Below are 14,400 nucleotides of genomic sequence, written 5' to 3'. Positions count from 1 at the left end.
TGGGCCCCATGGCGTAGACGCCATGGGGCTGGGCGTCGCACGATAGAGGCGTGACGCGATCTGTGGTGCTGCTCGGCTTTCGCGGGGTGCAGGCCCTCGACGTCGTCGGCCCGTTCGAGGTGTTCACGGGCGCGACGCTGCAACTGGCCGCGATGGGACGGAGCGACGAGGGCTACGCGCCGGTCTTGGCCGCGGCCGACGGTGGTCCCGTCACCACCTTGACCGGGCTCGAATTCGTCACCAAGCCGCCGCCCGACCCGAACGAACCCGTCGACACCATCGTGCTGCCCGGCGGCATGGGCGTCGACGAGGCGCGGGCCGACCCCGCCGTCATCGACTGGATTCGCACCGCGGCACCGCACGCGCGCCGCATCGTCAGCGTCTGCAACGGCGCGTTCCTGGCCGCGGAGGCCGGCCTGCTCGACGGCTGCCCGGCCACCACGCACTGGGCCTCGGCCGACAAGCTTGCCAGTGAATTCCCTTGCATCGCAGTCGATGCCGACCCGATCTTCATCCGCAGCTCGGAGCAGGTGTGGACGGCGGCGGGCGTCACCGCGGGCATCGATCTGGCCCTGGCGCTCGTCGAAGACGACTACGGCACCGACGTCGCCCAGAACGTCGCCCGCTGGCTCGTGCTCTACCTGCGCCGGCCCGGCGGGCAGACGCAGTTCGCGCCGCCGGTCTGGATGCCGCGCGCCAAGCGCGAACCTATTCGCGACGTGCAGGAGCTCATCGAGGCCGAACCCGGCGGGGCACACAGTGTTCCGGAGCTGGCGCGCGCCGCCGCGATGAGCCCGCGGCACTTCACCCGGACGTTCACCGCCGAGGTGGGGGAGCCGCCGGCGGCCTACGTCGAGCGGGTCCGCACCGATGCGGCCCGTCGGCAACTCACCGAGACCGACGACACCGTCACCGCCATCGCCGCCCGCTGCGGCTTCGGCAGCGCCGAGACGCTGCGCCGCAGTTTCGTTCGGCGCGTTGGGGTTTCACCAGACCAATACCGCAAGACGTTCGCGTAGGGAGAGATCATGCAAGTTGCCATCGTCCTGTACCCGGGTTTCACTGCCCTCGACTTCATCGGGCCCTATGAGTCGTTGCGCTGGCTGCCGGACACCGAGGTCCGGTTCGTCTGGCACGAGCCGGGCCCGATCGTCGCCGACTCCGGCGTGCTGCTGGTGGGCGCCACCCACTCGTTCGACGAGACGCCGACGCCCGACATCATCCTGATCCCGGGCGGCTTCAGCACCCTGGAGCACGCCCGCGACGAGAAGCTGCTGGACTGGCTGCGGCGGGCCCACGAGACCACCACGTGGACGGCGTCGGTGTGCTCGGGTTCGGTGATCCTGGGCGCGTCCGGACTGCTGAAGGGCAAGCGCGCGACGTCGCACTGGGCGGCCGTGCAGCTGCTGCGCACGTTCGGCGTCGAACCCGTCACCGATGAGCGCATCGTGCAGTCCGCCGACCGCATCGTCACCTGCGCGGGTGTCTCGGCCGGCATCGACCTCGGCCTGTGGCTGGCCGCGCAGATCGGCGGCGAGGACAAGGCCAAGGCCATCCAGCTGTCCATGGAATACGACCCGCAGCCCCCGTTCGACTCCGGGCACATGTCGAAGGCGTCGGCGGCCACCAAGGCCAGTGCGACGGCCCTGATGTCTCGCGAGCTCCTCAAGCCGACGGCACTCAAGCACACCACGGCACTGCTGTGGGACCAGGCCGTCAAAAAGGTCCGTTCCCGCCGTTGACCTCAGGGATTTGTGCACGATTTTCCGCGCCACCCGCGGAAAATCGTGCACAAATCCCGGGTCCAGTAACCTCGGCCGGGTGAATCTGGCATACGACGACCGTGGCGGATCCGGCGAGCCGGTGCTGTTCATCGCGGGACGGGGCGGCGCGGGCCGCACCTGGCACCTGCATCAGGTACCGGCGTTCCAGCGGGCCGGCTTCCGCTGCATCACGTTCGACAACCGCGGCATCGGCGCCACCGAGAACGCCATCGGCTTCTCCACCGACCAGGCGGTCGCGGACACCGCATCGCTGATCAACAAGGTCGTCGGCGGCCCGGTGCGCGTCGTCGGGGTGTCGATGGGGTCGTTCATCGCGCAGGAACTCATGGTCGCCCGGCCCGAGCTGGTGTCCTCGGCGGTGCTGATGGCCACGCGCGGCCGGGAGGACCGGGCCCGCACGTTCTTCCGCGAGGCCGAGCGGGCGCTGCTGGCCGCCGGTATCGAGCTGCCGCCCGAGGTGGACGCGAAAAACCGTCTGCTGGAGAACTTTTCACCCAAGACCTTGAACGACGACCGTGCCGTCCAGGACTGGATCGAGATGTTCACCATGTGGCCGACCAAGCCCACCCCGGGGCTGCGGGCGCAGCTGGCCGTCGCGCCGGAGACCAACCGGCTGCCGGCCTACCGCCAGATCGCGGTGCCGGTGCAGGTGATCGGGTTCGCCGACGACGTCGTGCTGCCACCGCACCTGTCCAAGGAGGTGGCCGACGCGATCCCGCTGGGCCGCTACCTGGAAATCCCCGACGCCGGGCACCTCGGCTTCATCGAGCGCCCCGACGCGGTGAACGCCGCGATGCTGGAATTCTTCGCTGCCAATCCGGTGTGACACGCTGTAGCAATGAACCCGTCGACGATTCAGGCGCGGGTCGTCGTCGATGAACTGATCCGCGGCGGCGTCCGTGACGTGGTGCTGTGCCCCGGCTCACGTAACGCCCCGCTGGCGTTCGCGCTGGCCGACGCCGACCGGGCCGGCCGCTTGCGGCTGCATGTCCGCATCGACGAGCGCACCGCCGGCTACCTGGCGGTCGGCCTCGCGGTGTCCGCCGGCTCACCGGTGTGCATCGCGATGACGTCGGGCACCGCGGTGGCCAATCTCGGCCCGGCGGTGATCGAGGCCAACTACGCCCGCGTGCCGCTGATCGTGCTGAGCGCCAACCGGCCGTACGAGCTGCTCGGCACCGGCGCCAACCAGACGATGGAACAGCTCGGCTATTTCGGCAATCAGGTGCGGGCCACCATCAGCCTCGGCCTGGCCGAGCCGACGGCCGACGTGGCCGCGGCCAACGCGCAGTGGCGGTCGGCGACGTGCCGGGTCCTGGTGGCGGCCAAAGGTTCTCGTACCGCCAATGCCGGACCCGTGCAGTTCGACATCCCGCTGCGGGAGCCGCTCGTCCCGGACACGGCCGAAGATGGCCCCTACGCGCCGGAAGGCCGTCCCGACGGCCGGCCGTGGACCTACACCCCGCCCGTCACGTTCGACCAGCCCCTCGAGATCGACCTGACGGCCGACACCGTCGTCATCGCCGGCCATGGTGCGGGCCGCCACGAGAATCTCGCGCACCTGCCGACGGTCGCCGAACCGACCGCGCCGCCGGCCGACAACCCGCTGCACCCGCTGGCGCTGTCGCTGGTCCGGCCGCAGCAGGTGATCATGCTGGGCCGGCCTACCCTGCACCGGCCGGTGTCGACCTTGCTGGCCGACCCACACACGCCCGTCTACGCGCTGACCACCGGCCCGCGCTGGCCCGACGTGTCGGGCAACTCGCAGGCCACCGGCACCCGCGCCATCACGTCGGGCACGCCCGATCCGGCCTGGCTCGCGAAGTGCGCCGAAGCCAACGCGCGTGCCGAGCACGCCGTGCGTGACCAGCTCGCGGCCTACGAACTGACGACGGGCCTGCACGTTGCCGCCGCCGTCGCCGACGGCCTGCAGCCCGGCGACCAGCTGGTGCTCGGCGCCTCCAACCCGGTGCGTGACGCCGCGCTCGTCGGGCTGAACTCGCACGGCATCTCGGTGCGGTCCAACCGCGGCGTCGCCGGTATCGACGGCACGGTGTCGACGGCCATCGGCGCCGCGCTCGCCCACACCTCGGGCCGGACCGTCGCGCTCATCGGTGACCTGACCTTCGTCCACGACAGCTCGGGCCTGCTGATCGGCCCCACCGAGCCGACACCGAAGGCGCTGACCATCGTGGTCTCCAACGACAACGGCGGCGGCATCTTCGAGCTGCTGGAGCAGGGCGATCCCCGGTTCTCCGACGTGTCGTCGCGCATCTTCGGCACCCCGCACGACGTCGACGTCGCCGCCCTGTGCCGGGCGTACCACGTCGAGTGCCGGCAGGTGGAGGCCGACGGACTGGCCGCCGCGCTGCGCGAACCGTTCGAGGGGATGCGGGTGCTGGAGGTCAAGGCCGACCGGTCCACCCTACGGTCGTTGCACGCTTCGATACGGGCGGCGATCAAGGCCGCTCCGTGATTCCCGAACCCCTGCGCTGCCGGCTGAACACGTTGTGGGACAACCTGATTCTGCGTCTCTTCGGCAACGGCAAGGAGACCCGGTCGCAGCGCGTCATCCGCCGGATCCGGATCGGCATCGTCATCATGGCCTGCCTGGTGACACTGCAGTCGGTGCTGCTGGTGCTGGGGGCGTGGCGCAACGATCAGCAGATCGAGCACAACATGGGAACCGCGGCCGCCGAAGTGCTCTCGGCCGGTCCGCGGCGCTCCACCATCGAGTTCGTGACGCCCGACCGCGTCACCTACCGGCCCGAGCTCGGCGTGCTGTACCCGTCCGAGCTGGAAACCGGGATGCGCATCTACGTCGAGTACGACCGCAGCAACCCGGACCTGGTGCGGGTGCAGAACCGCAACGCGTCGCTGGCCGTCATCCCGGCCGGCTCGATCGCCGTCGTCGGCTGGTTGGTCGCCGGTGTGCTGCTCGGCATCGTCACTCTCGTGCAGCGCCGACTGGGTTAGGTCTGCCGCCCCGCCGTCAGCTTCGCCAGCCACCCGGTTTCCTGGATGTCCACCACGGTGTTGCCGGTGAGGTCGTACACCGTGGGTGTGCCCGCATCGCCGTCGCGGATCTCCTGCAGCCGGGTCTCGTTGGTCATCGTCATCTCGTCGGTGTCGACGGCGTGTGCACCGAACTGGATGGTGGCCACCGACTCGGCGCTGACGCCGGAGTCGGCGGCCCAGCCCGCGAGCTGACCGTCCGACGGCGCCGACCCGCCCGGATTCTGGTGGCCCCACAGCGTCGCGACGTACGCCTGCAGGGCGGGCGCCGACGTGCCGTGTGCTGCGGCGAGGAACATCGCGTTGGCGACCTTGGCCGAATAGCCGTACTCGGTGTCCAGGAAGGTCACCGGGCGGTAGGTGACGGTCAGCAGACCGAGGGCGATCATGCTCTTCAGCTCCGGCCCGTCGGTGTCCTGCAGGTGCGCGCAGTGGGTGCATTGCGGTTCGGTGTACACCTCGATCTGCGCGGGGGCGTCGGGCCGGCCCGCGATGATGCCGAAGCCGTCCGCGGTGAGCGTGACGCCCGGCAGATCCGGGTCCCGCAGTGCCGATCCGGCGACGGTGCGGCCGCAGGCGGTCGATCCGGCGAGGAGGGCCAGCGCGGTGGCCGAAGCAAGGATCAGCCGAGGTAGACGCATGCCGGCCCCTTTCTCACCCCGGTCCGGAAGACGATACCGGGGGTACCCGAGTTGTGCGTGTCTTCGCGTCGCGGATCCCTGTCGGTCACCTGACGGTCAGGCTGCGCTGCCAGCCTGCAGGTGTGCGAGTTGCGATCGTGGCGGAGTCCTTTCTCCCGAATGTCAACGGCGTCACCAATTCGGTGCTCCGGGTGCTCGAGCACCTCCACCGGAACGGACATGAGGCGCTGGTGATCGCGCCCGACACGCCTCGGGGTGAAAAACCCGCAGACACCTTCCACGGCGATGTGCCCGTGCACCGCATCCCGTCCCGGATGTTCCCCAAGGTGACGTCGTTGCCGCTGGGTGTGCCGCGGCCGCGAATGGTGCGGGTACTGCGTGACTTTCAGCCCGACGTGGTGCACCTGGCCTCGCCCGCGCTGCTGGGTTACGGCGGCCTGCACGCCGCGCGCTTCCTCGGCATCCCGACCGTCGCGGTGTTCCAGACCGACATCGCCGGTTTCGCGCAGAGCTACGGCGTCGGCATGATGACGAAAACCGCATGGGCCTGGAACCGGCACCTGCACTCGCGCGCCGACCGGACCCTCGCGCCGTCCAGTGCGACGATGGAAGACCTTGTCACCCATCGGATTCCGCGCGTGCACAAGTGGGGTCGCGGTGTCGACGTCACCGGTTTCGCACCGTCTGCGCGCAGTACCGCGCTGCGGGCGCTGTGGTCGCCCGAGGGCAAGCCGGTGGTGGGCTTCGTTGGCCGCCTGGCCCCGGAGAAGCACGTGGAGCGGCTGGCCGCACTGGCCGGACGCGACGACCTGCAGCTCGTGGTGGTCGGCGAGGGCATCGACCAGCCCAAGCTCCAAAAACTCATGCCCACAGCGGTTTTCACCGGCGCGCTGTACGGCCGGGAACTCGCCACGGCATACGCCAGCATGGACGTGTTCGTGCACCCGGGGGAGCACGAGACCTTCTGTCAGGCCGTCCAGGAGGCCATGGCGTCGGGTCTGCCGGTCATCGCGCCGGATGCCGGCGGCCCGCGTGACCTGGTGACGCCCATGCACACCGGATTGCTCTTGCCGGTAGCGGATTTCGAGGGGTCGCTGCCTGCCGCGGTCGATCACCTGCTCGCCGAGCGGTCCCGCTACTCGCTCGCCGCCCGCCGCAGCGTGCTGGGCCGCACCTGGCCCGCCGTGTGCGACGAACTGCTCGGCCACTACGCCGCCGTCCTCGGCGAGCGCCGCGCCCTCGCTGCCTAGCGCTCTTTTTCCCCGCGAGCATTTCCGCGCACGCCACCTCCCGCGAGCGGCCGTGTTTGTACTGCGACACACCGCATTTGGTGTACAAAAACGTCCCGCTCGCGGCCGCCGAGCGCGACGAAACTGCACATGCTGATCGAGCGTGCGCAGAAACACGCACGCTCGATCAGAGAAGATCAGCTCACATGGACCAGGTCGTACACATACGAGCGGTCGTCCTTGCGACTCACCCACGCACCCTCGGGCGGCAGGTAACCGAACCCCGCGTGGTCGAACGGGCGACTCGACACCGCACCACGCTCCGTGCACACCACCCATCCGAAGTGCGGCAGCCGTCGGCACCAGATGTCCAGATCGACCCGCTTGTACGACGGAAACCCGTGCGCCTCGCCGTCTTCGGTGAACTCATAGGTCAACCCGTCGTCCCGTCGGACGAATTTCAATCCCGCCATCGGAGTTCCTTCGTTCAGCCCTGCGCCAGCTCGGACACCGGCTGCCACTCTTCCCAGGTGCGCAACCGGTTTTCGTAGTCGGTCTTGGCGATCTGCAGCGGTGCGCTGCCGAAAAAGACTCGCAGCGGCGGCTTTTCGGCGTCGACGATCTTGAGCACCGCGGCCGCCGAGGCCTCCGGGTTGCCCGGTACCGCATTGCGCTCGCTGCGCCAGCGCGCGACATCTGCCCGAAGTCCTTCGTACTCCGGCAGTTCCGTGGTCCGCTTCGCCGACGCGCCGCCCCAGTCGGTCGAGAAGCCACCGGGCTCGATCAAGGTGACGTGAATACCGAACCGCTCCACTTCGGCGGCCAGCGACTGTGAGAAACCCTCGAGCGCCCACTTGGACGCGTGGTACGCGCCGAGGCCCGCGAATGCGCTGATGCCACCGATCGAGGACACCTGGATGATGTGCCCGCTGCCCTGCGCCCGCAGGTACGGCAGCGCCGCCTGCGTGATCCACAGCGCGCCGAACACGTTGGTTTCGATCTGGTCCCGCGCCTCGGCCTCCGACAACTCCTCGATGAAACCGAACTGGCCGTAGCCCGCATTGTTGACGACGACGTCCAGCCGGCCGAAGTGCTCGTGCGCCGCCTTCACAGCGGCGAAGTCGGCGTCGCGGTCGGTGACGTCGAGCGCGATGGGCAACAGCGCGTCGCCGTACTTGGCGACGAGGTCGTCGAGCGTCGACACGTCCCGCGCCGTCGCGGCCACCTTGTCGCCGCGCTCCAGCGCCGCGGCCGTCCACTCGCGTCCGAACCCGCGCGATGTCCCCGTGATGAACCAGACCTTTTGACCCATGCGGCTTACAGCTCCCGTGGTGGCCGTTCCATTCCCGGGGCCGCCGCAGACGCGGGGCGCAGGACCAGCCGGTAGCGTCATATCCGTGAGTCGCGCGTCATTGGAGAAGGATCCGCACGAGGTTGCGTCGATGTTCGACGGCGTCGCCCGTCGCTATGACATCACCAACACCGTGCTGTCCCTGGGTCAGGACCGGTTCTGGCGGCGGCAGACGCGCGCCGCGCTGGGCATCGGCCCAGGTGACAAGGTTCTGGACCTCGCCGCCGGGACGACGGTGTCGACCGTCGAGCTCGCGACGTCGGGCGCCTGGTGTGTGGCCTGCGACTTCTCGGTCGGGATGCTCGCCGCCGGCGCAGCCCGCAACGTCCCGAAGGTGGCCGGTGACGCCACCAAGCTGCCGTTCGACGACGGCGTCTTCGACGCGGTGACCATCAGCTTCGGGCTGCGCAACGTCGTCGACTTCAGCGCCGGCCTGCGCGAGATGGCCCGGGTGACGCGGCCCGGCGGCCGCCTGGTGGTGTGCGAGTTCTCCACGCCCACCAACCGCCTCTTCGCGACGGCCTATAAGGAGTACCTGATGAAGGCGCTCCCGACGATGGCCACCGCGGTGTCGTCCAACCCCGAGGCGTACGTCTATCTCGCCGAGTCGATCCGGGCGTGGCCCGATCAGGACGACCTGGCCTGCAAGATCGAGGCGGCCGGCTGGTCGCAGGTGCGCTGGCGCAACCTGACCGGAGGGATCGTCGCGCTGCACGCCGCTGTCAAGCCGTGAGCCTGCCCGTCCTCGCCGTCGCCGGCTTCCTCGGTGCGGGCAAGACCACGCTGCTGAACCACCTGCTGCGTAACGGCCGCGGGGCGCGAATCGGCGTGCTGGTCAACGACTTCGGGTCCGTCAACATCGACGCGATGCTGGTCGCAGGTCAGGTCGACGCCATGGCGTCACTGTCCAACGGGTGCATCTGCTGTGTCGCCGAGGACGGTGAGGTGGCTGAGATGCTGGGCAAGCTGGCCGCCGTCCGCCCGGCCCTGGATCTGATCGTGGTGGAGGCCAGCGGCGTCGCCGAGCCGCCCGCGGTGGCGCGCACCATCATGACGGCCGATTCGGATGACTTCCACTACGCCGGCCTGATCCTGGTGGTCAACGGATGCGAGCCGGAGTTCGGGCACGGGCTGCCGGTGGCCGACCTGGTGGTGCTCAACCGGGCAAGTGAAGTCGCCGACGTCGACGCCGTGCTGGCCCGGATTCACGCGCAGAATCCGCGAGTCCCCGTGCAGCCCACCGATTTCGCGCGCATCGACCCGACGCTGCTTATCGACATTCCGGAACGCGCCCCGCAGGCCCAGCTGTCGTTCGACGAGCTGCTGCACGACGATCACGACCACGACCATCCCGTCTACCAGTCCGTCGAATACATCACCGGCGACGTGCTGAACCCGCGCCGCTTGCTGGCCCTGCTGCGTGACCGGCCCGAAGGGCTTTACCGGGCAAAGGGTTTCGTCGACTTCGGCGCCGGACACCGATACCTGCTGCAGCTGGTGGGCGGCTCGCTGCGGCTGCAGAAGCGGCGCGGCACCGGCACCCAACTGGTGTGCATCGGCACCGGCATGGACACCGAGAAGGTGCGGGCGGCGCTGCACGAGTGCACCACCGAACCGGCCGACGAGAACGCCATCCTCGGAGTCCACAAGTACGTGATGCCGTAGGCCCCGGATATCCTGACCCCTCACCTGAGTTCGAGGAGATGTGTTGTTCAAGGTCAATGAGTACTTCGATGGCAAGGTCGCATCGATCGCGTTCGCGCCCGCCGAGGGCCCCGCGACCGTCGGCGTCATGGCCGTCGGCGAATACGAATTCGGCACCTCGAGCCTCGAGATCATGCACGTGGTGTCCGGCGCCCTGACCGTCAAGCTGCCCGGCAGCGACGAGTGGGAAACCTTCGCCGCCGGAACGCAATTCACCGTGCCGGCCGACAGCAAGTTCGGCGTCCGCGTCGAGGTCGAGACCGCCTACCTCTGCGAATACCGGTAACTTTCCGCCCACGGTGAACCGCGTTCGCGGAGCAGGGGACCGGTGCCGTGCTGAAGATGCTGGGGGACCAGGCCCCCGCACCTGAGGGCGTCACCACCACGACCACCACCATCACCGGTGCCGACGGCAACGAGATCACGCTGTTCATCAGCCGACCCACCGCTGCCGACGGTCCGCTGCCCGCGGTTGTGCACCTGCACGGCGGTGGCATGGCGATCCTCAGCGCCGCCGACATCCAGTACGTCCGCCTCCGCGAAAACCTTGCGGCCGCAGGGCTCGTCGTCGTCGGCGTCGAGTTCCGTAATTCGGGCGGCGCGCTCGGTCCGCACCCGTTCCCGGCCGGGCTCAACGACGGCGCGGCGGCCGTGCGCTGGACGGCGGCGCACAAAGACGAGCTCGGGATCAGCCACCTGATCGTGTCGGGGGAGTCCGGCGGTGGGAACCTGACGCTGACGGTCGCGCTGAAAGCCAAGCGGGAGGGCTGGATCGACGAGATCGCCGGCGTCTACGCCCAGTGCCCGTACATCTCGAACCGGTGGCTCGAGGACGCCGAGGACCTGCCGTCGCTGCGGGAGAACGACGGGTACTTCATCAGCTGCCTGCAACTGGCGCTGCTGGGCTCCATCTATGACCCCGACCAGCAGCACGCGCAAGACGGCACCTGCTGGGCCGGGGCGGCCACCAGTGTGGAGTTGGAAGGCCTTCCGCCGCATGTCATTTCGGTCAACGAGCTCGACCCGCTGCGCGACGAGGGCCTGATCTACTACCGCAGGCTGGCCGCGGCCGGCGTCAGCGTCGTCGGGCGGATCGTCGCCGGCACCTGCCACGCCGGGGACATCCTGCTCGCCGGCGCCATGCCCGAGGTCTTCGCGGCCACCGTCCGCGACATCGTCGGGTTCGCGCGGTCGGTCAGCTGAACGGCTTGCGCTGATCCAGCCGGCGCGAGCCACGTCCGGCCCGGCGCCAGATGCGGGCGATCATGTCGGTGTCCTCCTCGGTCACGAGGTTGCCCATGGCCCGTACCGCGACCGTCATCAGGTACTGCGATCGCATCGCGACAGGCCCCGTCAGCGGCAGGAACTTCGGCACGGTCAGCAGGATCGCCAATCGGCGCGCCACCGAGAACCCGGCGGCGTAGTGCTGCTGCAGCAGTGCGGGCCAGGCCGCGCTGAGGTCACCCGAGCCCAGCAGATCGGCGGCCAGCCTTCCCGTCTCCAGGCCGTAGTCGATGCCCTCGCCGTTGAGCGGGTTGACGCATGCGGCGGCGTCGCCGACGAGCATCCAGTTCGGTCCCGCGACGCCCGACACCGCGCCGCCCATCGGCAGCAGCGCCGACTTGGCCAGCCGCGGCTGACCTTCGAAGCCCCACTCGTCGCGGCGCAGGTTGGTGTAGTGGGCCAGTAGCGGGCGCAGCGCGGCGTCGGCCGGACGTTTCTCGGTGGCCAGCGCACCCACGCCGATGTTCACGTCGCCGTTGCCCAGCGGGAAGATCCAGCCGTAGCCCGGCAGCACCTCCCCCGCGGGGGAGCGCAGCTCCAGGTGCGACGTGATCCACGGCTCGGCGTGCCGCGGCGTCGCGATGTAGGCGCGGATCGCGACGCCGTACACCGTCTCCTGGTGCCATTGCCGGCCCAGGACACGGCCCAGCGTCGAGCGGGCGCCGTCGGCCACGATGAGTTCGGTGCAGCTCACCTCTTGTCCGTCGTCGAGCTGCAACGTGGTCACCCGGCCGGCCGCATCGTGGGAGACGGCGACGGCCTTGACGCCCAGCAGCATCTTCGCCCCGGAGTCGGCGGCGACCTGACGAATCCGGTCGTCGAGCTCGGCGCGGGGAACCGCGCTGCTGGTGGCCGGGAACGACGGCCCCGGCCAGCGCACCTCGCGCTGCGCGCCGAAGCCGGCCAGCCGCAGCCCGTGGTGGCTGACGTGGCCGTCGAGCCAATCGCCGAGTCCCAGCTCACGCAGTTCGGCAATGGCCCGCGGCGTCAGCCCGTCGCCGCAGGCCTTGTCCCGGGGAAACTGCGCCGAGTCGATCACCAGGACGTCGCGGCCCCGGCGCGCTGCCCAGGCGGCAGCGGCGGAACCTGCCGGCCCGGCTCCGACCACGACCACATCTGCGTGCACGACCATGCCGCCCAGTATGTTGGACCCATGAAGACACCAGCGACAGTGGTCGCGGGCGTGGACTTTGGTGACGCCGCCTTCGCCGCGCAGGTTCGTGACGCGGTCGCGCGCATCGAAGACCTGATGTCGACCGAGCTGGGCAAAGCCGACGAGCTGATGGCCGAAGCGGTCCAGCACCTGTTCCAGGCCGGTGGCAAGCGGTTCCGTCCGCTGTTCACCGTGTTGTCGGCGTCGCTGGGGCCGGACCCCGACAACAACGACGTCGCGATCGCCGGCGCCGTCATCGAGCTGGTGCACCTGGCGACGCTCTACCACGACGACGTCATGGACGAGGCGCAGGTGCGGCGCGGCGCGGACAGCGCCAACGCCCGCTGGGGCAACAACATCGCGATCCTGGCCGGCGACTACCTGTTCGCCACCGCCTCGCGGCTGGTGTCCCGGCTGGGGCCCGACGCGGTGCGCGTCATCGCCGACACCTTCGCCCAGCTGGTGACCGGCCAGATGCGCGAGACCCGTGGCGCCCTCGAAGGCGCCGACCCCGTCGAGCACTACCTGAAGGTCGTGTACGAGAAGACGTCATGCCTGATCGAGGCGTCCGGCCGGTTCGGTGCGACGTTCTCCGGCTCCGATGAGGAGCAGATCGAGCGGCTGAGCCGGCTCGGCGGCATCGTCGGCACCATCTTCCAGATCTCCGACGACATCATCGACATCGACAGCGATCCCGACGAATCGGGCAAGGTGCCGGGAACCGATCTGCGCGAAGGCGTACACACCCTGCCGGTGCTGTACGCGCTGCAGGAGACCGGACCCGACGCCGACCGGCTGCGGGTGTTGCTGGCCAAGCCCATCGACAACGACGCCGACCTCGCCGAGGCGCTGGCGCTGCTGCGCGCGTCGCAGGGCATGGTCGAGGCCAAGCGCACCGTTCAGCGCTTCGCCGCGGACGCTCGCGCCGAGTTGGACAACCTGCCGGATCTGCCCGGCCGGTTGGCGCTGCTCAACCTGGTCGAGTACACCGCTGACCGCCACGGCTGACCTCCCACCGGGACACCCTGGAACCAGGCACCAGTTGCCGAGCGTTCAATTCAGTGAGTTTGACTGCGCTGGAGGAGGTAGCCGATGACGTGGAATCCGCACGCGAACACCGCGAAGACGTTCGCGCTGCTGGCGGGCTTCTCGACGCTCATCGTGCTGATCGGGTCGCTGTTCGGCAAGAACATCATGTACCTGGCGGTGCTGTTCGCCATCGGCATGAACGCCTACGTCTACTTCAACAGCGCCAAGATGGCGCTGCGGGCCATGCACGCACAGCCGGTCAGCGAGATGCAGGCGCCCGCGATGTACCGCATCGTCCGCGAGCTCGCCACCACCGCGCGCCAGCCGATGCCGCAGCTGTACATCAGCGACACCGACGCCCCCAACGCGTTCGCCACGGGGCGCAATCCCCGCAATGCCGCGGTCTGCTGCACGACGGGCATCCTGAACATCCTCACCGAGCGCGAGCTACGCGCCGTGCTGGGGCATGAGCTGTCGCACGTCTACAACCGCGACATCCTGATCTCGTGCGTCGCGGGCGCCATGGCGTCGGTGGTGACGGCGTTGGTCAACGTCGCTTACTTCATCGGCATGTTCGGCGGCGGCGACCGCGACGACCGGCCCAATCCCTTTGTCCTGCTCGTGCTTTCGATCGTCGGCCCGCTGGCCGCGACCATCATCCGGCTGGCGGTGTCGCGCTCACGCGAGTACCAGGCCGACCAGTCGGGCGCCGAGCTGACGGGTGACCCGCTGGCGCTGGCGAGCGCGCTGCGCAAGATCAGCGCCGGCGTGCAACAGGCCCCGCTGCCGCCCGAGCCGCAGCTGGCCGACCAGGCCCACCTGATGATCGCCAACCCGTTCCGGGCCGGCGAGAAGATCGGCAAGCTCTTCTCGACCCACCCGCCCATCGAGGACCGCATCGCGCGACTGGAGCGCATGGCCGGGCGGTAGTTCCTGGGTTTCGCACGTTGGCTCTGCGTTGAGGGTCTTGGTTACTCGCGTTTTTGCGCCGTGGTTTCAGGGTGAACGGGCGCCTTGGTTGGTTCTGCGCTGAGGGTCTTGGTTACTCGTGCTTTTGCGCCGTGGTTTCAGGATCAACGGGCGCCGTGGTTGGTTCTGCGCTGAGGGCCTTGCCTACTCGCACTATCCCGCCCGCAGCGCAGAGCCAACGCAGCACCGACCCCGCATACCAAACTCACCAAGAGATACCCCCAGGGGGTACTTGACCAAC

General features: G+C 69.3%; 15 protein-coding genes and 1 pseudogene. 12 read left to right on the top strand and 4 right to left on the bottom strand.

Translation table 11 applies throughout. The annotated features are described in order from the left end of the window. Positions 1-50: 50 nt before the first annotated feature. The 5 genes from VXD91_RS30595 (at position 51) to VXD91_RS30575 (ending at position 4,760) form a co-directional block, all read left to right on the top strand. Positions 51-1,019 (top strand): GlxA family transcriptional regulator, encoded by a 969-nt coding sequence (locus VXD91_RS30595; RefSeq protein WP_138250557.1) that lies wholly within the window; start codon positions 51-53, stop codon positions 1,017-1,019. A gap of 9 nt (positions 1,020-1,028) precedes the next feature. Then, complete coding sequence (locus VXD91_RS30590) at positions 1,029-1,742, top strand: DJ-1/PfpI family protein (RefSeq protein WP_293019715.1); 714 nt, start codon at positions 1,029-1,031, stop codon at positions 1,740-1,742. A 79-nt stretch (positions 1,743-1,821) separates the two neighbouring features. Next, entirely contained in the window at positions 1,822-2,610 is a 789-nt protein-coding gene (locus VXD91_RS30585) for an alpha/beta hydrolase (RefSeq protein ID WP_061003332.1), read from the top strand. A gap of 12 nt (positions 2,611-2,622) precedes the next feature. Further along, the gene (gene menD, locus VXD91_RS30580) at positions 2,623-4,260 is read left to right on the top strand and encodes a 2-succinyl-5-enolpyruvyl-6-hydroxy-3-cyclohexene-1-carboxylic-acid synthase (RefSeq protein WP_346417132.1); all 1,638 of its coding nucleotides are present in this window, start codon (positions 2,623-2,625) and stop codon (positions 4,258-4,260) included. Positions 4,261-4,283: 23 nt separating this feature from the next. Continuing rightward, the gene (locus tag VXD91_RS30575; protein WP_234785371.1) at positions 4,284-4,760 is read left to right on the top strand and encodes a DUF3592 domain-containing protein; all 477 of its coding nucleotides are present in this window, start codon (positions 4,284-4,286) and stop codon (positions 4,758-4,760) included. Here VXD91_RS30575 and VXD91_RS30570 read toward each other — a convergent pair. Continuing rightward, the gene (locus tag VXD91_RS30570) at positions 4,757-5,440 is read right to left on the bottom strand and encodes a thioredoxin domain-containing protein (protein WP_346417131.1); all 684 of its coding nucleotides are present in this window, start codon (positions 5,438-5,440) and stop codon (positions 4,757-4,759) included. The genes VXD91_RS30575 and VXD91_RS30570 overlap by 4 nt on opposite strands. Positions 5,441-5,562: 122 nt before the next feature. On the opposite strand from VXD91_RS30570, the gene VXD91_RS30565 reads away from it, so the two are divergent. Beyond that, entirely contained in the window at positions 5,563-6,690 is a 1,128-nt protein-coding gene (locus VXD91_RS30565) for a glycosyltransferase family 1 protein (RefSeq protein WP_346417130.1), read from the top strand. A 176-nt stretch (positions 6,691-6,866) separates the two neighbouring features. Here the strand turns inward: VXD91_RS30565 and VXD91_RS30560 are convergent, their stop codons facing one another. After that, positions 6,867-7,142, bottom strand: a complete 276-nt coding sequence (locus tag VXD91_RS30560; RefSeq protein WP_064858463.1) for a hypothetical protein — start codon at positions 7,140-7,142, stop codon at positions 6,867-6,869. A 14-nt stretch (positions 7,143-7,156) separates the two neighbouring features. Further along, the gene (locus tag VXD91_RS30555; protein WP_346417129.1) at positions 7,157-7,981 is read right to left on the bottom strand and encodes an SDR family oxidoreductase; all 825 of its coding nucleotides are present in this window, start codon (positions 7,979-7,981) and stop codon (positions 7,157-7,159) included. An 85-nt stretch (positions 7,982-8,066) separates the two neighbouring features. Between VXD91_RS30555 and VXD91_RS30550 the strand changes: the two genes are divergently transcribed. The 4 genes and pseudogenes from VXD91_RS30550 to VXD91_RS30535 all read left to right on the top strand — a co-directional run. After that, entirely contained in the window at positions 8,067-8,753 is a 687-nt protein-coding gene (locus VXD91_RS30550; RefSeq protein ID WP_346417128.1) for a demethylmenaquinone methyltransferase, read from the top strand. Continuing rightward, the gene (locus VXD91_RS30545) at positions 8,750-9,685 is read left to right on the top strand and encodes a CobW family GTP-binding protein (RefSeq protein WP_346417127.1); all 936 of its coding nucleotides are present in this window, start codon (positions 8,750-8,752) and stop codon (positions 9,683-9,685) included. Before VXD91_RS30550 ends, VXD91_RS30545 begins: the two co-directional genes overlap by 4 nt. A gap of 43 nt (positions 9,686-9,728) precedes the next feature. Continuing rightward, positions 9,729-10,010 (top strand): pyrimidine/purine nucleoside phosphorylase, encoded by a 282-nt coding sequence (locus tag VXD91_RS30540; protein WP_029105179.1) that lies wholly within the window; start codon positions 9,729-9,731, stop codon positions 10,008-10,010. A 26-nt stretch (positions 10,011-10,036) separates the two neighbouring features. Continuing rightward, positions 10,037-10,927 (top strand): annotated as a pseudogene (locus VXD91_RS30535) (alpha/beta hydrolase fold domain-containing protein); the annotation flags it as partial. Here VXD91_RS30535 and menJ read toward each other — a convergent pair. After that, positions 10,920-12,140 (bottom strand): menaquinone reductase, encoded by a 1,221-nt coding sequence (menJ, locus tag VXD91_RS30530; protein ID WP_346417125.1) that lies wholly within the window; start codon positions 12,138-12,140, stop codon positions 10,920-10,922. The pseudogene VXD91_RS30535 and the gene menJ sit on opposite strands and share 8 nt — an antisense overlap. Before the next feature lie 21 nt (positions 12,141-12,161). Here menJ and grcC1 point away from each other — a divergent pair, with 21 nt between their 5' ends. Further along, positions 12,162-13,169, top strand: coding sequence for a nonaprenyl/(2E,6E)-farnesyl/geranylgeranyl diphosphat synthase (gene grcC1 / locus VXD91_RS30525; RefSeq protein WP_061003352.1), 1,008 nt, complete (start codon positions 12,162-12,164; stop codon positions 13,167-13,169). Between the two features lie 84 nt (positions 13,170-13,253). Then, complete coding sequence (gene htpX / locus VXD91_RS30520; protein ID WP_133425383.1) at positions 13,254-14,120, top strand: zinc metalloprotease HtpX; 867 nt, start codon at positions 13,254-13,256, stop codon at positions 14,118-14,120. The last annotated feature ends 280 nt before the right edge of the window (positions 14,121-14,400 follow it).

It is taken from the genome of Mycobacterium sp. SM3041 (assembly GCF_039668335.1).
In the GTDB taxonomy this organism is placed as follows: domain Bacteria; phylum Actinomycetota; class Actinomycetes; order Mycobacteriales; family Mycobacteriaceae; genus Mycobacterium.
Note: the sequence above shows the minus strand (reverse complement) of the source record. Positions and strands in the feature narration are given on the sequence as shown.